The organism is Streptomyces albidoflavus, assembly GCF_000719955.1.
Classification (GTDB): Bacteria; Actinomycetota; Actinomycetes; order Streptomycetales; family Streptomycetaceae; genus Streptomyces; species Streptomyces albidoflavus.
In genome coordinates, this window is the sequence record NZ_JOII01000027.1 from 88737 (window position 1) to 105478 (window position 16742).

At 73.3% G+C, this 16742-nt stretch carries 15 protein-coding genes; 6 read left to right on the top strand and 9 right to left on the bottom strand.

The features are described from left to right. Positions 1–42 precede the first annotated feature (42 nt). Both IF45_RS0123785 and abc-f read right to left on the bottom strand, forming a co-directional pair. A complete protein-coding gene (locus tag IF45_RS0123785; RefSeq protein WP_071337172.1) occupies positions 43–645 on the bottom strand; it encodes a CatB-related O-acetyltransferase in 603 nt (200 codons plus the stop codon). A 92-nt stretch (positions 646–737) separates the two neighbouring features. After that, positions 738–2357: a ribosomal protection-like ABC-F family protein gene (gene abc-f / locus IF45_RS0123790; protein ID WP_030309439.1), complete on the bottom strand. Its 1620-nt coding sequence runs from the start codon at positions 2355–2357 to the stop codon at positions 738–740. A gap of 166 nt (positions 2358–2523) precedes the next feature. On the opposite strand from abc-f, the gene IF45_RS0123795 reads away from it, so the two are divergent. Further along, positions 2524–3168, top strand: coding sequence for a TetR/AcrR family transcriptional regulator (locus tag IF45_RS0123795; RefSeq protein WP_030309441.1), 645 nt, complete (start codon positions 2524–2526; stop codon positions 3166–3168). A gap of 115 nt (positions 3169–3283) precedes the next feature. Further along, positions 3284–4543 (top strand): exo-beta-N-acetylmuramidase NamZ family protein, encoded by a 1260-nt coding sequence (locus IF45_RS0123800; protein ID WP_008411944.1) that lies wholly within the window; start codon positions 3284–3286, stop codon positions 4541–4543. A 79-nt stretch (positions 4544–4622) separates the two neighbouring features. Here the strand turns inward: IF45_RS0123800 and IF45_RS0123805 are convergent, their stop codons facing one another. Then, entirely contained in the window at positions 4623–7457 is a 2835-nt protein-coding gene (locus IF45_RS0123805) for a penicillin acylase family protein (protein WP_008411942.1), read from the bottom strand. A 293-nt stretch (positions 7458–7750) separates the two neighbouring features. Here IF45_RS0123805 and IF45_RS0123810 point away from each other — a divergent pair, with 293 nt between their 5' ends. Further along, the gene (locus tag IF45_RS0123810) at positions 7751–8329 is read left to right on the top strand and encodes a hypothetical protein (protein WP_003947261.1); all 579 of its coding nucleotides are present in this window, start codon (positions 7751–7753) and stop codon (positions 8327–8329) included. A 60-nt stretch (positions 8330–8389) separates the two neighbouring features. Here the strand turns inward: IF45_RS0123810 and IF45_RS0123815 are convergent, their stop codons facing one another. Both IF45_RS0123815 and soxR read right to left on the bottom strand, forming a co-directional pair. Further along, complete coding sequence (locus tag IF45_RS0123815) at positions 8390–8893, bottom strand: hypothetical protein (RefSeq protein WP_003947262.1); 504 nt, start codon at positions 8891–8893, stop codon at positions 8390–8392. 870 nt (positions 8894–9763) lie between these two features. Further along, positions 9764–10228 carry a redox-sensitive transcriptional activator SoxR gene (gene soxR, locus IF45_RS0123825; protein WP_008411936.1) on the bottom strand — a complete coding sequence of 155 codons (465 nt, stop codon included), beginning with the start codon at positions 10226–10228 and terminating at the stop codon, positions 9764–9766. A 159-nt stretch (positions 10229–10387) separates the two neighbouring features. On the opposite strand from soxR, the gene IF45_RS0123830 reads away from it, so the two are divergent. Next, positions 10388–10849, top strand: coding sequence for a MaoC family dehydratase (locus tag IF45_RS0123830; RefSeq protein WP_003947265.1), 462 nt, complete (start codon positions 10388–10390; stop codon positions 10847–10849). 52 nt (positions 10850–10901) lie between these two features. Here IF45_RS0123830 and IF45_RS0123835 read toward each other — a convergent pair whose 3' ends face one another. The 4 genes from IF45_RS0123835 to IF45_RS0123850 all read right to left on the bottom strand — a co-directional run bounded on the left by IF45_RS0123835 (position 10902) and on the right by IF45_RS0123850 (position 14852). Continuing rightward, complete coding sequence (locus IF45_RS0123835; protein WP_008411933.1) at positions 10902–11579, bottom strand: TetR/AcrR family transcriptional regulator; 678 nt, start codon at positions 11577–11579, stop codon at positions 10902–10904. A 115-nt stretch (positions 11580–11694) separates the two neighbouring features. Continuing rightward, the gene (locus tag IF45_RS0123840; RefSeq protein ID WP_030309450.1) at positions 11695–12789 is read right to left on the bottom strand and encodes a zinc-binding dehydrogenase; all 1095 of its coding nucleotides are present in this window, start codon (positions 12787–12789) and stop codon (positions 11695–11697) included. Positions 12790–12870: 81 nt separating this feature from the next. Beyond that, the gene (locus tag IF45_RS0123845; RefSeq protein ID WP_008411928.1) at positions 12871–13512 is read right to left on the bottom strand and encodes a TetR/AcrR family transcriptional regulator; all 642 of its coding nucleotides are present in this window, start codon (positions 13510–13512) and stop codon (positions 12871–12873) included. 59 nt (positions 13513–13571) lie between these two features. After that, positions 13572–14852, bottom strand: coding sequence for a hypothetical protein (locus IF45_RS0123850; protein WP_030309452.1), 1281 nt, complete (start codon positions 14850–14852; stop codon positions 13572–13574). A gap of 200 nt (positions 14853–15052) precedes the next feature. Here IF45_RS0123850 and tnpA point away from each other — a divergent pair, with 200 nt between their 5' ends. Together tnpA and IF45_RS0123860 are read left to right on the top strand one after the other, a co-directional pair. Then, entirely contained in the window at positions 15053–15508 is a 456-nt protein-coding gene (tnpA, locus tag IF45_RS0123855; protein ID WP_008411923.1) for an IS200/IS605 family transposase, read from the top strand. Beyond that, positions 15505–16713: an RNA-guided endonuclease InsQ/TnpB family protein gene (locus IF45_RS0123860; protein ID WP_008411920.1), complete on the top strand. Its 1209-nt coding sequence runs from the start codon at positions 15505–15507 to the stop codon at positions 16711–16713. The genes tnpA and IF45_RS0123860 overlap by 4 nt, the downstream gene beginning before the upstream one ends. The last annotated feature ends 29 nt before the right edge of the window (positions 16714–16742 follow it).

Below are 16742 nucleotides of genomic sequence, written 5' to 3' on the forward strand. Positions count from 1 at the left end.
GCCTCAGGCACCGGCCGGGCTCCGAGAGGGGCGGGCGGGCGTTCAGCGGGGTGCTGCCGCCTCCAGGGCGTCGACGGTGCCGGACATGACGGTGGGGAGGTGGGCGGTGAGGTGGTCCAGGGGCCAGTCCCACCAGGCGAGGTCGAGGAGGCGGGCGGTGTCCTTCTCGTCGTAGCGGTGGCGGATGACGCGGGCGGGGTTGCCTCCGGCGACGGTGTAGTCGGGGATGTCCCGGGTGACGACGGAGCCGGCGGCGACGATCGCTCCGTGGCCGATGCGGACGCCGGGCATGACGGTGGCGCCGTGGCCGATCCAGACGTCGTTGCCGATGACGGTGTCGCCGCGGACGGGCAGGTCGGCGAGGAGGCCGCGGTGGTCGGTCCAGGAGCCGCCCATCATCGGGAAGGGGAAGGTGGACGGGCCGTCCATGCGGTGGTTGGCGCCGTTCATGAGGAACCGCACGCCCGTGGCCAGCGCGCAGAACTTGCCGATGACCAGCTTCTCCGGGCCGTAGTGGTGGAGGACGTTGCGGGTCTCGAAGGCGGTCGGGTCGTCGGGGTCGTCGTAGTAGGAGAACTCCCCCACCTCGATGAGCGGGGAGGTGACGAGGGGCTTGAGGAGCACGACGCGCGGCTGGCCCTCCATCGGGTGCAGCGCGGTGGGGTCGGCGGGGGCGGGGAACGGGGGCACGGGTGGGCGTCCTTCCGGTGGTGCGGGAGTCAGGGGTGTGACGGGATTCAGCGGGCGACGGCCGCCGGGGCGGGGGCGTCGAGGGTGAGGCGGTCGCCGCGCCAGCGGCGGCAGAGGCGGCGGTCGTGGCTGACGACGACGAGGGCGCCCGCGTATCCGTCCAGCGCGGCCTCGACCTCCTCGGCCAGGGCGGGCGAGAGGTGGTTGGTCGGCTCGTCGAGCAGCAGGACGTCGGCCGGGCGGCTGAGCAGCCGGGCGAGGGCCAGGCGCCTGCGCTGCCCGGTGGAGAGGCGGCCCACCGGCACGGTGAGCTGCTCGCGCGTGAACAGGCCGAGGGAGAGCAGGTGCTCGGCGTGGTCCGGGGGCAGCCCCGGCAGGCCGTGGGCGAAGGCGGCCAGGACGGTCCGGTCCGGGTCGCCCGCCGGAGGCTCCTGGGCGAGGTGGCCGACGCGGCCGCGCCGGGTGACCGTCCCGGAGGCCGGCGCCAGTTCCCCGGCGAGGACCTGGAGGAGGGTGGACTTGCCCGCGCCGTTCTCCCCCGTGACCAGCAGGCGGTCACCGGCGGCGAGGGTGAGGCCGGTGCGCTCCAGGCGGCCCGGGACCTCGATGCCGGACGCGTCCACCAGGGCGCCGTCCAGGCGGCCCGTCCGCAGGACCGGGGTGAAGCGCAGGGGCTTTGGGGGCGGTGGGACCGGGTCGGCGAGCAGGCGGCGCAGCCGTTCCTCGGCGTTGCGGACCCGGGCGGCCACGGACTGCTGCACGCGGCCGCCGGCCCGGTCGTAGGCCATCTTGTTGTTGTCCTTCATGGAGCGGCCGTGGGCGACCCGGCGGGCGGTGGTCGCCGCCGTCTCGCGGAGCCCGTCGGCCTCGGCGCACCACTGCTCGTACTCCTGGGCCCAGCGCCGCCGGGCGGCGGCCTTCTCGGCGAGGTGGTCCGCGTAGCCGCCGCCGTGACGGACGACGGTGCGGCGGTCCGCGTCCACCTCCAGCAGGCTGGTGGCGACGCGTTCGAGGAAGTCCCGGTCGTGGGAGACGGCGACGGTGGTGCCGCGCCGGGCGCGCAGGTGCTCCTCCAGCCAGTGCAGGGCGGCGGCGTCGAGGTGGTTGGTGGGCTCGTCGAGCAGCAGGATCTCCGGCGCGCCCGCCAGCAGCGCGGCCAGCCGCAGCCGGACCTGCTCCCCGCCGGAGAGCGTGGAGACGGCACGGTCGCGGTCGACCAGGCGCAGGCCGAGGCCGCGCAGGGCGCGCTCGGCCCGGGCGTCGGCCTCGTAGCCGCCGCGCAGTTCGAAGAGGGTCAGCAGGTCGCCGTACTCGGCCAGGACCGACGCGTCGCCGGCGGCCATCGCGGCCTCCAGGTGGCGCAGGCGGCGTTCGACGGCGCGCAGTCCGGCGAGGCCGCGGTCGAGGACCTGCTGGACGGTCATGGACGCGGGCAGCCGCTCCTCCTGGGCGAGGTGGCCCACGCCGCCGGATGCCTGGACGACGATCTCGCCCTCGTCGGGGCGGTCCACCCCGGCGAAGAGGCGCAGCAGGGTGCTCTTGCCGGAGCCGTTCTCGCCGATGATCCCGGTGCGCTCACCCGCGCCGAGGGAGCAGGTGACCGAGGAGAGGACGGGACGGCCGTCGAAGGACTTGCTGACGTCGAGCGCGGTGATCTGTACGGGCATGCGGGTTCTCCGAAACGTTCGAGGACGGGGCGGCCTGGGGCCGGACGGCCGGGGGAACGCTTCGCAGGAACATCGATCACTCCACTAGTGCGACAACTGATGCATTAGGATGCTGACACAGCGGCGGCGCCCGCGCAACGGATATCGGCGAGAAGGGCGGACGAGGATGGGTTCCGAGACGGCAGACCCGGAGACGGCTCCGCCTCCCGGCCCCCGCCCCCGGCCCGGGGGCCGCACGGCCCGTACGCGGCGCCAGGTGCTCGACGCGGTCCTCGCGGAACTGGGCGAGCACGGGTACGACGGGCTCACCGTGGAGGCGGTCGCGACCCGGGCGGGCGTGCACCGCACCACGGTGTACCGGCGCTGGCGGGACGTGGGCGGGCTGCTCGCCGACGTGCTCGACGCGGCGGGCGCGGACGACTGGGGGCCGCCGGACACCGGCTCGCTGGAGGACGACCTGACCGGGCTGAACGAGGAGATCCACGACGCCCTGACCGCGCGGCCGCCCGTCGTCCCCGCGCTGATCGCCGCCTCGTTCCGCTCCCCGCAGGCGGCCGAGGCGCAGCGCCGCCTGTGGGACGACCGGTACGCGCGCTGCGAGGTGGTGATCGAACGGGCCCTCGCGCGTGGTGACCTCCCGGCGGGGACCGAGGCCCGGCCCCTGCTCGTCGCCGCCACCGCCCCCCTCTACCACCAGCTGCTGCTCCTCGGCGCGGCCCCCGATCCGCAGTTGGCCCGCCGCGCGGCGCGGGCCACGGCGCTCGCGGCGGCGGCGGGCGCCTTCACCGGGCAGCCGGCCGCGGACACCTGAGAAGCCTCCGGCCGCTCCGGCGGAATGCGATCGTCCGGCGCGGGTTCGTTCCCTGGGGGCGCTCGGCGCGTTAGCGTGCGTGCACATGACAGCCCCGCACTCCGGAGGTCCGCGCATGACCCTGTCCCGACGCAGTCTCCTCGCCGCCACCACGGCCGCCGGAGCCCTGACGGCCACCGCCGCGGCCCCCGCCCTGGCCCAGGGCGGCCCTCCGGGGCGGGGCGGGCGCGGGCTGCGCACCGGTTTCGAGCAACTGGCCGACGGCGGCTACCGGGTGCTGGCCGGACAGAAGGTCGGCGTGGTCACCAACCCCACCGGCGTCACCCGCGAGGTGCGGCACATCGTCGACGTGATGCACGCCGACCGCCGCGTCGACCTGCGCGCCGTCTTCGGGCCCGAACACGGTTTCCGGGGCACCGCGCAGGCCGGGGGTTCCGAGGGCCGCTACGACGACCCGGCGACCGGGCTGCCGGTCTACGACACGTACCTGACCACGGGCCAGAAGCTCGCCGACATCTTCACCGAGTCGGGCGTGGACACCGTCGTCTTCGACATCCAGGACGCGGGCGCCCGCTTCTACACCTACATCTGGACGCTGTACGACTGCATGGAGGCGGCGGCGCTCGCCGGCAAGCGGTTCGTGGTGCTGGACCGGCCCAATCCGCTGACCGGCCGGGAGGCGCTGGGCCCGGTGCTGCACAAGGAGTTCGCGACCTTCGTGGGGCGCGAGCCCATCTCGCAGGCGCACGGGATGACCGTGGCGGAGCTGGCCGGGCTCTTCAACGGCGAGTTCCTGGCCCGGCCGGCCGAGCTGGAGACGGTCCGCATGACCGGCTGGCGGCGGGACGACTTCTACGACGCCTCGGGGCTGCCGTGGGTGCCGCCGAGTCCCAACATGCCGACCCCAGAGACCGCCGTGGTCTACGCGGGCACCTGCCTCTTCGAGGGCACCAACCTCTCCGAGGGGCGCGGCACCACCCGCCCGTTCGAGCTGATCGGCGCCGAGGGCATCGACCACGCCTGGGCGGCCGCCGCCAACAAGCTGGGCCTGAAGGGCGTGCACTTCCGCGAGGCGTACTTCGCGCCGGTCTTCTCCAAGTTCCAGGGGGTGACGGTCGGCGGGGTCCAGGTCCACGTCCACGACCGGGAGGTCTTCGACCCCGTCCGGACCGGCATCGGGCTGCTGGTGACGGCGCGCCAGGTCTGGCCGGGCTTCGCCTGGCGCGAGGACAACTGGATCGACAAGCTCACCGGCTCCACCCAGGTCCGGACCGCGATCGACGCGGGCGCGACCACGGACGAGGTGGTGGCGGGCTGGCGCGCCGAGCTGGCCGAGTTCCGGCGGACGCGGCGGAAGTACCTGCTCTACCGCTGAGCCGCGCCACAGGGCGGCGCCCCCGGCAGGAACGTGCCGGGGGCGCCGCCGTGTTCAGGGAGTGCGGTGCGGGTGCGGGTCAGCGGTGGCTCGGGAACTCCACCACCTGCTGGTAGGTCGGACGGTTCTGCCACTGGATGTTCTTGTGGGTGAGGCCGCCCACGGCACGCTGCACGATGCTGTCGGCGCACCACTGGTCGCCCGCCTCGCAGGTGTCGTCACCGGGGTAGACCTCCTCGGCCGGGGTCGCGGCGGCCTCGGTGAGGGTGGTCAGCAGCACCTTGCGGCAGGCGTCGCGGTCGCCGTCGCCGCAGTAGGCGACGCCGGGGCCGCCCTCGACGGGCTCGCCGAGAACGCGCCGAAGATCCTTGTCGACATAGCCCCACCAGCCGTTCTGGAAGGCCGACCCGGCGTGCGAGCCGGTCGGTCCGTGCCCGGCGGACGGCGCCTCGTCGACGGTGAGTTCACCGGTGAGGGCGGTGTACAGCTCCTCGCCGAGACCCGGTTCGAACGAGGCCCGCACCAGCTTCGGCCACCAGGCGTCCATGATCCGCACCGCGTCGGAATGGGCGTACGCCTTGGAGCCGGCCGCGCTCTGGTTGCGCTGGGACCCGGCCGCCTGCCAGGCCCGGAGCTGCTGGACGGCCTTGGTGGTCTCGGGGCTGTCGCCGCCGCCGAGGAGCTTCAGCAGTTCGGGCAGCACCTGCTCGCCGCGGAGGTCGGTGACGCCGGCCTCGGCCATCGCCCTGGTGAGCGAGGCGCGGGTGACCGAGCCGGTCTCGACCAGCTTCTTCACCCGGCCGTCGAGCAGGTCGCCCCGGTGCACCGCGCCGTGGCTGAAGTTGGCGGCGGAGTACCCCTTGGCCTGCTTGTTGTTCCAGGAGATGTAGTAGTCCTGGTTGACCGACTGGGGGTGCTCGGCGGGCGGGGTCTGGTCGGAGGTGTGGGTGGCCGGGTCGTACCCCCGCCACTCGTACTCCGGCTCACCGCGCACCGGCAGGGCCGGGTCGACACCCTCGGCGCGGACCGGGTTGCCGCCGCTGTTGTAGTACGCCGTGTCCCGCGAGTCGGCGTAGAACCAGTTGAAGGCGTAGTTGATGTGCTGGGCGGCCTCCTGGAAGGAGGCGACGTCGGTCACCTGGCCGGGGTCGTTGAGCATCTGGAAGCCGATGATGGAGTCGGCCTCGTGCCCGTAGGTGGAGCGGAGCTGGGTGTAGGCGACGGGGGTGCCGTCGACGGTGGCCCGGTGGGTCACGATGCCGAGCTCGGTCCGGTACACCTGGAGGCGGTAGGAGCCCTTGGCGGTGGAGTCGGCGAGGCTGGGCTTCCAGGCGTTGGTCTTCTCCAGCTTCTCCATGGGCAGGCACGCACCCCGGAAGCGGTAGTGGACGGCGTCCTTGCCCGGCGCCGAGCCGTCCGGGGAGCAGAGTTCGACGGCGTAGGTGTCGGTGATGTCCTGGCCTGCGGAGGTCGCGCTCCAGGAGTAGTCCTGGCCGCGCCCGAGCTGGACGTACATGCCGACCCCGGCGAAGGAGACGCCGCGGGCGCTGATGCCCGGGCCCTGGAGCTCCTGCATCATCAGCAGCTGCGGCGCGAAGTAGCCGGTCTGCGGGCCGAAGACGGCGACCGGGTGGCCGGAGGCGGTGTGCTCGCCGGAGACCACCAGGGCGTTGGACATGCCCCGGTCGCTGGAGAACAGGTCGGCCGGCAGGACGCCGTCGTCGTACATGCCCTGGAGGGGCTTCAGCTCGGCGGGTGCCTTCACCGGGTCCTTGGCGGGGTTCTTCTGCGCGGCCGAGCCGGTGCGGTCGTACACGACCTGCTCGCGGGTGACCGAACCCTTGTCGGGCAGCGCCTGGCCGCGCGCCTTCTCCGGTTTGCCGGCGTAGGGGAAGGAGGTGCCGTCGGTGACGGTCAGCACCGTCTCGGGGTCCTCGCGGCCGCGGAACCCCTCCCATATCTCGGTGCCCTTCTCCACGCCGTACTTCTGCTGCGCGGCGAGGAGGGAGAGGGCGGCCTCGACCTCACCGCCGCCGCCGTTGCCGAAGAGACCGCCGACCACGGAGGCCAGCGCGATCAGGTCGGTCAGCTTGAACGGCTCGATCTCGCCGATGTTGGTGACCGCGCCGATCTTTCCGGTGAGCACGTACTCGCCGGGGAAGGTGCGGCTCTTCTTCGCCTTGACACGGTAGGCGTTGAGCCCGTCGATGTACGCCTGGGCGTCGGCCATCGCCTGCCTGCCGCGCTCGCCGCCGTGGTCGCGGATGTAGGCGACCTGCGCCTCCAGGTCCTCCTCGGTGTACGGGGCCTCCGGCCAGAACTGCTGTTCCAGGCCCTGGTTGGCCTCGGCGCCGCCCGCGAAGGGGGTCAGCTCGCCGCGGCCGACGTGCCGGAAGAGGTCGATGAGCCAGAGCCGGTCCTGCCCGGCCGCGTATCCGGCGCCGAACTCCGTGCCGTAGCGGGTGGTGCCCTTGATGTGCGGCACCCCGGTCTTCTTGTCGCGGGTGATCGTCACGTCCTCGCGGGGGCTGGTGACGGAGGCGACCTGATCCTCGGGGACGCCGAAGGAGGCGTCCTGGAAGAACTCGGAGAGCTTGTCGTCGGTGAGCGAGCCGTAGCCGGAGGCGAGCGCGTCGTACGGCGCGAGCTGGTCGTCGGCGTGCTTGGGCTGGGTGCCGAGTGCCCGGTTAGCCAGGATCTCGACGAGGGTGGCGCTGCCGTTGTTGCCCGGCGGCAGGATGTCCAGGCAGTTGTCTCCGCAGTGATCGGCGACCGGCGGCGGGTCGTCGGCGGCGGCCGGTGGGAGCGGGGAGAGCAGCCCCGCGGTGAGGGCGAGCACAGCGGTGGCCGTGACGGCCACCGCCCGGCCGGCCAGTGAGGTGCGTGGGGCGTATCTGGGGGTGCGCCGTCGCATACCTGATCCTCCCGACGATGGTGAGCCGGAGGTTACCGCCGGTAGGACACGGGCTGAAGGTGAACATGCGTCACTTTTTCCGAATCCCCACACACCGGGGGTGGCCGGGATACGCCCCTCCGGGGCACGAAAGCGGAATGCAGTGCGTCGGGACGAATGGAGCCGTTTCGACGGCGCATACGTCCCTGTAACGACCTCGCTCCGACCGCACTCCGCCCGGGCCCCCCTCCGCGGCTCCCGGACGGCGGTGGTCCGGGGCGGAGCCGGCGTTCCGATCACGGAGGTGCACCACCATGGCTGGTTTCCGGAGTCTGGCGAGACAGGTCCGCGACCCCCGATGCGACCTGGCCCTGCGCCGCTACTCCCTGCGCAAGTGCCTCGAACGATTCGCCCCCTACGGCCACCGGGCCACCTGGGACCACCTGTGTTCCCGGCACGGCTTCGGCCCCGAGGACCGGTCACCCGATCCCGCCCGGCTGGAGGCGGCCCTGACCGAGGTGGAGGAGGCGCGGGACCTCTGGCTCGCGCACGAGGCCCGTTTCGCCGCCCGCCGGCGGCGCGAGAAGCACGACGGGCTGCGCCGCCCGGCCGGCGTCGACACCTGGCAGCGCCGCACCGGCAGCGGCTACGCCCTCGCCTGGTGCGACAACCCCCGCCTGCACCCCTCCCTCCCCCTCGCCGAGGTGCTGCGCCGCCTCCTGGACGCCCTGGACCGGGAACCCGGCACCGACTGCCCCGTCTGCGCCACCCCCCACCTGGCCTGGGGCGAGGGTCCCGAACCGCACTGCGTCCACTGCGGCATCAGCGTCCCGCGCGAACTGCTCACCCCCCGGGCACTCACCCAGGTCGCCACTCCCCTGCTCGCGGCCTGAGCGACCCGGCCCCGGCCGCGCCCCGAGGGCGGCGGGGGCCGCGCCCACGCACGGCGCCGGTCACTCCGGCACGTGCACGTCCGTCTGTACGGCCAGTTTGAACTCGGCGAGGGTCAGCGCCGCGGGCACCGGCACGTCACCCGACGCCCTGGCGGTGACCTTCAGGCCGAGCGGGGTGTCCTTCCGGACGAACATCTGCCACATGTACGTCCGGAACTGGTTTCCCCCGGTCGGCGCCGAGTCGGTGGTCGCCGTGGAGTCGTACCCGGTGGAACTCCCGAGCGGGTCCCGCACGAACCGGGCCCGGTACTCCACGGGCCGGCTGTCCGGCGCCCAGAACACCAGCGCCGAGACGGTCCCCCACCCGTCGTGGCTCGGCACGATCAGCCCCGACTCCGGATCGGGGTACGCCTTCCCCGGGTCGTGCATCCCCCACGGGTCGTACGACTCCTCGCTCTCCTCGTACGGAAAGCGCACCAGGTGGTAGCCGTCGCTGTCGTAGACGATGCGCTGACTCCCGGTCCGGGCGGCTTCCCACTTCAACGAGCAGACGGCCACTCCCATCCGGCTCTCCCTCCCTCAGCATCGACATCTCGCCCCTTATGTACCCTCGGCGCCCCGCGCTCCACCGGGGGGGTGGGGGTACGCCTGGGGGCGCGCGGGCCGGTGAACACGCCCTCCGGGCCGGGGACATGAAGTCCGGCACCCGCCCTTGCCCGGGGCAGCACGCCCTCCTGGCCTGGGCCACCCGCCCCCGGGCGGACGCGTCCTGTCCGTTCGCGAGAGACGGAGTTGTCGTGACAGCGCCCGCCGCGGCGGACCGAGGTCTCCCGCCCTCCTTCCGGCGGTTCTGGGCCTCCGCGGCGGCGGCCAACGTCGCCGACGGCATCCGCGCCGGGGCCCTCCCGCTGATCGGCGCCCTGCTCTTCGCCACCGCCATGTTCGTCCCGCTGGCCGTGGACGCCTCGGCCCTGGTGGTCGCCGTCATCCTGGTGCTCACCCTGCCGAGGGCCGCCTCCACCGTGGCCGCTCCGCCCGCCCGCGAGGAGCGGCCCCGCCTGCTGACCGAGTTGCTGGGCGGTGCCCGCCGGCTCCTGGGCCACCCCCGGCTCGCGGTGGTGACCTGCGCCGCCTCGGCCATCGCCTTCGCCGACGCCGCGTGGTGGTCGGTGCTGGTGGTCTACAGCGGCAGCGTGCTCGGGCTGCCGGAGGCCGGGTTCGGGCTGCTGCCGGCGGCCGGGGCGGTCGGCGGCACGGCGGGGGCCGCCTGTGCGGCACAGCTCGCCGGACGCTTCCCGCCGCACCTGGTCCTGACCTTCTCGGCCCTGCTGTGCGGGCTGCCGGCCGTCGCGGTCGCGGTGAGCGGCACCACCGCCGTCACCGCCGTGTGGCCGTCGTCTTCCACCGGTCCGGGCGGCCCCGCCCCTGAACCTCCTACGCCTTGCGCCGTGCCCCCATCAGCCGCGACCCCGTCAGCGACGCGCCCACCGTGTCGTCCGGGTTGGACAGGACGCAGGTCTCCAGGGAGAGGCAGCCGCAGCCGATGCAGTCGGTGAGGTGGTCCCGCAGGCGGTGCAACTGGTTGATGCGCTCGTCGAGTTCGGCGCGCCAGACGTGGGAGAGGCGGGCCCAGTCCTCGTGGGTCGGGGTGCGTTCCTCGGGGAGTTCGGCGAGGGCGTCGCGGATGGTGGCCAGCGGGATGCCGACGCGCTGGGCGGCGCGGACGAAGGCGACCCGGCGCAGGGTGTCGCGGTGGTAGCGGCGCTGGTTGCCCGAGGTGCGGCGGCTGGAGATGAGCCCCTTGGCCTCGTAGAAGTGCAGGGCGGAGACGGCGGCCCCGCTGCGCGCGGAGAGCTGCCCGACGGTGAGCTCGTGGATCTTCTGCGGAATCTGCGGCACCCGCCCGACCCTACGTGGCGCGGGTGAACGCCGGGCCCACGGGCGGGCCCAGTGGCGGGAGGGGGAACCGGCGGGCCGGTGGGGCGTTTCATTGACAGCCGGAGGCGGCCGGTCCATGCTGAGCAAGCGCTTAGACATGTGGATGAGAGAGGTCGGGACATGGCAGAACCGAGGATCTTCGCATCGGTCGACGAGCTGCGCGCGGCCGTCGGTGAGCAGCTGGGGCACACCGACTGGCTGGAGATCGAGCAGAAGCGGATCGACCAGTTCGCCGAGGCGACCGGCGACCACCAGTGGATCCACGTCGATCCCGAGCAGGCGAAGGAGGGCCCGTTCGGCACCACCATCGCGCACGGGTACCTGACGCTCTCGCTGCTGCCCGTCTTCGGCCCGCAGCTGATCTCCGTCGAGGGCGTGCGGATGGGCGTCAACTACGGCGTGAACAAGGTCCGCTTCCCCGCCCCCGTGCCGGTCGGCTCGCGGCTGCGCGCCACCGCGCAGGTCACCGAGGTGGGCGAGGTCACCGGCGGCATCCAGGTCACCACCGTCTTCACCGTGGAGCGCGAGGGCGGCGACAAGCCGGTCTGCGTCGCCGAGGCGGTCGTCCGCTACTACCTCTGAACACCGCGCGTACGGCCCGGGGGCGTCAGGCGCTCCCGGGCCGTACGTCTGCTCACTTCTCGCCGGCGCCGACCATCCGCAGGACCAGACCGGCGTAGAGCGCGCCGATCTCCTCGGGGGTGCGGGCGCCGCCGACCTTGAACCAGCGGGCCACGTCGATGCAGAGGGAGATCACCGCGAGGGTGGTGCCGGGGATGTCGGGGACCTCGAACTCGCCGTCCCGGACGCCGTCGGAGATCATCTCGCGGACGGCCGCGTCGGTGCCCCGGCGCAGTTCGATGATCTCGGCGCGGTGCTCGGGCCCGAGCGCGTCCAGTTCGTACTGGACGACGCGGGCCGTGGTGTGGCGCAGGGCGTGCCAGCCCACGAAGGAGCGGACGGCGCGGTCCAGGCGTTCGGCCGCGGTGCCCCCGCTGTCGGCCGCGTCCCGCATGATCTTCAGCGCCCGGTCGTGGCCGATGCGGCTGATGCGGTGGAGCAGCTCTTCCTTGGTCTTGTAGTGGATGTAGAGGGCGGCGGGGCTCATCCCCGCGCGTCCGGCGATGTCGCGCGTGGTCGTGGCGTGGTAGCCGCGTTCGGCGAAGGCGTCGACGGCGGCGACCAGCAGCCTGCGGGCCGCGTCCGGGGTCACCTCGGCCCAGGCCGCGTCGTCCGGCTCACCGGCCGCCTCCCCGGCGCTCTCGTCCACAACCTCGTCGGACCCCTCGGGGTCCCGCTCCACCGCGCTCATGACCAGCCCTTCCCTCCGTACCGGTGCCACACCCTACCCCCGACACTGAGCAAGCGCTTAGCGTGCGGGGCCGGGAGAGGGACGCCCGGCACCCGCCGGGCGCCGGGCGCCGTCCCTATCGGCCCGCCTGCCCGAACTCCACCAGGGCCCGGCCGCCCTTGCCCGCGGTCATCCGCTCGAAGGCGCCGGGGATGTCCTCCAGCCCGATCCGGTCGGTCACCATCGAGGCGAGGTCGAGCCGCCCGGCCCGGATGTGCTCGGCGAGGACCGGCAGGTCGCGGACGGGGTCGGAGTTGCCGTAGACGCAGCCGGAGAGGGTGCGGCCCCAGTGGAAGAGTTCCAGGGCGTTGAAGGTGACCTGCTGGTCGGTGCCGCCGATGCCGACGACGGTGGTGCGGCCGCCGCGCCGGGTCGACTCCCAGGCGGTCCTGATGGTGGCGGCCCGGCCCACGCACTCGATCGCCACGTCGGCGCCCTCGCCGCCGGTCAGGGCGCGGATCTCCTTGGCCGTGGTGTCGGAGGCGAGGACGAACTCGGTGGCGCCGGCCTGGTGGGCCAGGTCCCGCTTGGCCTCGGAGACGTCCACGGCGATCACCGCGCCGGCCCCGGCGATCCGGGCGGACTGGAGGACGGCGAGGCCCACTCCCCCGACGCCGAAGACCACGACGGACTCGCCCTCCCGGACACGGGCGTTGTGGTGGACGGCGCCGTAGCCGGTGAGGACGGCGCAGCCGAGCAGGGCGGCGTCGGTGAGCGGCACCCCGTCGGGGACGGGCAGCACGCAGTTCTCCTCGACGACGGTCTCCTCGGCGAAGGCCGCGACGTTCAGGCCGGGGTGCAGGACGGTGCCGTCGGGCCGGTGGGCGTGGACCCGCGCGGCCCCGGCCAGCGCGTTGCGGCAGAGCCACACCTCGCCCCGGCCGCAGGCCCCGCAGTCGCCGCAGGAGGGCGCCCAGTTGAGGACCACGCCGTCGCCGGGGGCGACCGAGGTGACGCCCTCGCCGACCGAGACGACGGTTCCGGCGCCCTCGTGGCCGAGGACGGCCGGGACGGGGACGGCCATGGTGCCGTTGGTCAGGGACAGGTCGGAGTGGCAGACCCCGGCGGCGGCGAGCCTGATCCGCACCTGGCCGGGGCCGGGGTCGGGCAGGTCGATCTCACCGACGGTGAGGGCGGAGCCGGTGGCGGGCAGGAAGGCGGCACGGACCACGTCGAGTTCTCCCGGCTGCTGGGCGAGGGTGGGCGGCGGCCAACCTAACGCCCCGGCCTCGGCCCGCACCAGGGTCACGGTTCAGCCGCCCGGTCCCCCGGGCGGCCGGTCGAAGGTGTGCGCGAAGTAGGCGTGCAGCAGGGTGCGGGTCTCCCCGACGAGGGCCTCGTCGCCCGCCGGGTCGGTACGGAAGGCCAGGTGGAGCAGGGAGTCGGTGGCCTCGACGCCGACCAGGACGGCGCGGCGCAGGGCGTCGTCGAGCGGGCGGCCGAGGTGGGCCGCGAGGAGCGCCGCGACCCGGTCGGCGACCTGGTGGTTGGCGTGCGGTTCGCCGTCGGTGGGCGGGGCGGGCACGCCGAAGTCGATGAGGGTGAAGCCGGGGACGGTCCGCTTCATCGTCAGGTACTCGTCCAGGCAGGCGTCGACGGCGCCGCGCCAGTCGGACCCGTCGACCTCGCCGACGCGGCGGGCGATGCGGTCGGCGTACCGGTCGAGGTTGCGGTGGGCCAGGGCGTCGGCCAGGGCGCGCTTGTTGTCGAAGAACCGGTAGACGGAGCCGATCGGGACCTGGGCGCGGTCGGCGACGGCGCGGGTGGTGAGCTGTTCGTAGCCGACCTCGTCGAGGAGGTCGGCGCAGGCGTCGAGGATGCGGACGAGCCGTTCGGCGCTGCGCTGCTGGACGGGAGCGCGGCGCAGGGAGGTGAGGTGCTGCACAGGGTCCATGGTGCCCTCCCGGCGGGCGCCCGCGCGAGCGTCGGGCGGGGCCGGGCCGCGCGGGGACCTCAGGCGACGAGCAGGCCGAGGCCGCCCAGAGTGTACGTGATCATGAGGACGAGGAGCGGGATCTGCCCGCTGACGGCGCGTTCGGGCGGCTGGAGCCGGACGGCCCGGTCGTGCGCCGCGACGACGCCGAGCACATGGCCGGTGACGACGGCGCAGACCTGAAGCGCCGCCAGGGCACCCGGCTCCAGGGGTGGTTCGGGTACGGGCCCCGGGCCGGCCCCCACGGCGAGGGCGACGGCGTGGGGCGCCTCGGTGGTGAAGAGCGTGAAGTAGTGGGCGACGAGGTAGCCGAGCGCCACCGGCACCAGGCTGTGCGCGAAGGCGGCCCCGGCGCCCCGGACCCGGGTGGCGGCGGTGCACAGCGCGTAGACGGCCCCGGTCACGCCGATCACCGCGAGGAGGCCGAGGGTGGCGGTCGGGGTGCGCCCCAGCGGCGAGGTCTGGAGGGTGCCGGTCCCCCCGGCGGTGCCCGAGAGGCCGTCGTACGCGGTGGAGCCGAGGAGGACGCAGAGGGTGGCGGCGAGGCCGGGGACCCGCTCGGTGGCGTCGAGGCCGTCGAGCGGGTTGCGGACGACGAGCCGGCCGTCGGCACGGCGGCCGAAGGGCGAGAGCCGGGCGAGCAGCCCCGCGTACGCCTCGAAGGCGTCGCCCCGGGCGAACCACGCCTCGCCCCAGCGGGCGGCGGCGGCCAGCTGGAGCACGGTGTACGCGCCGAGGAAGGTGAGCAGCGCGGCGCGCGAGGCCGGGGCGGGCGAGGCGAGTTCGAGCCAGGTGAAGGCGGCGAGCCCGAGCGCGGCCGGCCACAGGCCCAGCGGGGCGGGCGGCACGCGGTCCGGCTCGGGGCGGCGGAGCAGGGCGCGGCCGAGGAGGTGGAGGGTGCGCAGCGGGTTGAGCCGGCGCCAGAGCGGGCCGCAGAGCAGGGAGAGCGGGACGAGCCCGGCCCAGAAAAGGGCGTAGACGGCGGCCGGGGCGGGGTTGCGGGCGGGGTCGTCGGGGCCGAGGAGGAGGTGGGCGAGGAGGGTGAGGTACGCGGCGAGGCCGAGGGCGCGCAGGGCGAGGGTGGTGGCCCGGGCGTCGGCGCACCGCTGGACGGCGGCGGGCAGCGGGCGCCCGGCGGCCTCCCCGGTGAGGCGGGAGCGGGACCAGAGCAGGCCGAGCCCGAGGAAGGAGACGAGGAGGGCGGCGAAGGCTCCGGCGAAGGCGTAGAAGGGGGAGACGGGCAGGTCGTGCCGGGTGCCGATGCCGTGGGCGCTGCGGGCGACGTGCTCGCTGTCGGCCATCTGCCGTGCGAGGTGACGGCTTGGCCGACGTGACGGCCGGGCCACCACCGCGGCGTCCGGGCGGTAGCGCAATCGCACTATCTGGCGGCCAGCGGCTCGGGCGCGCCTTCATGCATGAGGAGATCGCTTCTCCGGGCTGCTTCGACCTCAACTTCCGTCGCGATCCTGTTCCTTTGACCACGGCGAACTATACGTGCGGCATGTGTATAGTGATCGTCGTGACTGCGACGCGATCGATCCGCCGTTACTCCGGCGCCGTGTACGACTTGGGGCTGCACGTAATGTGGTGCTCGAAGTACCGCCGCCGCGTGCTCGGTGGCAGCGTGGCGACCCGGCTGCATGAGCTGATCGAGCAGAAGGCGGCCGAGAAGGGGTGGGAGATCGCCACCCTTGAGATCGCCCCTGATCACGTGCGCGTGTTCGTCAGACACGATCCGAAGGCTTCCGCCTCCTACGTGGCGAACCAGTTCAAGGGTTTCACTTCTCGCGTACTCCGCTCGGAGTTCCCGCACCTCAAGAGCCGGATGCCCACGCTGTGGTCGTCGTCGTTCTTCGTCGCCTCGGCCGGCACCCTCAGCGCGGACGCGATGGAGAAGTACATCGACACTCAATGGGAGCGGCCCGGGTCGAAGAAGCAGGGTGGAGACAACTCGTGATTCGTGCCTACAAGTTCCTGCTTCGCCCCACCGTCAGACAGCGCCAGGCACTCGGCGAGATGCTGCGAGATCACTGCTCCCTCTACAACGCGGCCTTACAGGAACGCCGGGACGCCTACCGGCACAGCTCGAAGACCTCCGTCAAGTACGGCGAGCAGTCCGCACAGCTCAAGGAGATCCGAGCGTTCGACCCCGAGCAGCAAGGCCGCTGGTCTTTCAGCTCTCAACAAGCAACACTGCGCCGCCTGAACAAGGCGTTCCAAGCATTCTTCCGACGCGTGAAGGCGGGCGAAAAGCCCGGATACCCCCGATTCCGAGGCGTGAGCTGGTTCGACACGGTCGAGTTCCCCAAGGACGGGGACGGCTGCCGGTGGAACTCCATCCCGCTCGACTCCGTCACCCGTGTCCGTCTGCAAGGGGTCGGACACGTCCGCGTGCACCAGCACCGCGCAGTGAAGGGCCGCATCAAGACCGTCAGCGTCAAGCGCGAGGGGCGGCAGTGGTACGTCATACTCGTCTGCGACCAAGTACCCACCGAGCCGCTCCCGACGGCGGGCACGGTGACCGGCATCGACATGGGCATCACCCACTTCCTCACCACGTCCGAGGGAGTGCACGTCGAGAACCCGAGGCACGGCAAGCGCGGCAACCAAGCCTTGGCGAACGCCCAGCGAGCACTCAAAGCGTTCCCCCGGTGCAAGCGAGAGCATCGCACCGCCAACCACCGCCGGGCGGTCGAGAAGGCCGCCAAGCTGCACCGCAAGATCCGCCGTCAGCGCACCGATCATGCGCACAAGGCCGCACTGGCTCTGGTCCACGCCTACGACCAGATCGCGCACGAACGGCTGAATATCGCGAACATGGTCCGCGTCCCCAAGCCGAAGCCCGACCCCGAGACCGCCGGCTCATTCCTGCCGAACGGTGCCGCCTCGAAGGCCGAACTCAATCGCAGTATTCATGACGCGGGTTGGGGGGTGTTCCTGGGCATCCTCGCGCAGAAGGCTGAAAGCGCCGCTCGCGTCCTGATCCCGGTGGACCCCCGCAACACCTCGCGCACGTGCCCGCAGTGCGGGCACGTGGACCGCGAGAACCGCGACGGTGAGAAGTTCCAGTGCACCGCCTGTGATCACCGCGACCACGCGGATCGGGTCGGCGCCTGGAACGTCAAGCTCAGGGCCGGGCTGGTCCTTCCTGACGTGATTTGAACCGCGTACTGGAGAAGCCCACCGGATCG

Coding starts and splice junctions, on each gene's coding strand:
- tnpA (WP_008411923.1), top strand. CDS start 15,053: ATGTGTATAGTGATCGTCGTGACTGCGACGCGATCGATCCGCCGTTAC.
- IF45_RS0123810 (WP_003947261.1), top strand. CDS start 7,751: ATGGCTGGTTTCCGGAGTCTGGCGAGACAGGTCCGCGACCCCCGATGC.
- IF45_RS0123815 (WP_003947262.1), bottom strand. CDS start 8,893: ATGGGAGTGGCCGTCTGCTCGTTGAAGTGGGAAGCCGCCCGGACCGGG.
- IF45_RS0123850 (WP_030309452.1), bottom strand. CDS start 14,852: ATGGCCGACAGCGAGCACGTCGCCCGCAGCGCCCACGGCATCGGCACC.
- IF45_RS0123830 (WP_003947265.1), top strand. CDS start 10,388: ATGGCAGAACCGAGGATCTTCGCATCGGTCGACGAGCTGCGCGCGGCC.
- IF45_RS0123805 (WP_008411942.1), bottom strand. CDS start 7,457: ATGCGACGGCGCACCCCCAGATACGCCCCACGCACCTCACTGGCCGGC.
- IF45_RS0123835 (WP_008411933.1), bottom strand. CDS start 11,579: ATGAGCGCGGTGGAGCGGGACCCCGAGGGGTCCGACGAGGTTGTGGAC.
- IF45_RS0123785 (WP_071337172.1), bottom strand. CDS start 645: ATGGAGGGCCAGCCGCGCGTCGTGCTCCTCAAGCCCCTCGTCACCTCC.
- IF45_RS0123795 (WP_030309441.1), top strand. CDS start 2,524: ATGGGTTCCGAGACGGCAGACCCGGAGACGGCTCCGCCTCCCGGCCCC.
- IF45_RS0123845 (WP_008411928.1), bottom strand. CDS start 13,512: ATGGACCCTGTGCAGCACCTCACCTCCCTGCGCCGCGCTCCCGTCCAG.
- abc-f (WP_030309439.1), bottom strand. CDS start 2,357: ATGCCCGTACAGATCACCGCGCTCGACGTCAGCAAGTCCTTCGACGGC.
- IF45_RS0123800 (WP_008411944.1), top strand. CDS start 3,284: ATGACCCTGTCCCGACGCAGTCTCCTCGCCGCCACCACGGCCGCCGGA.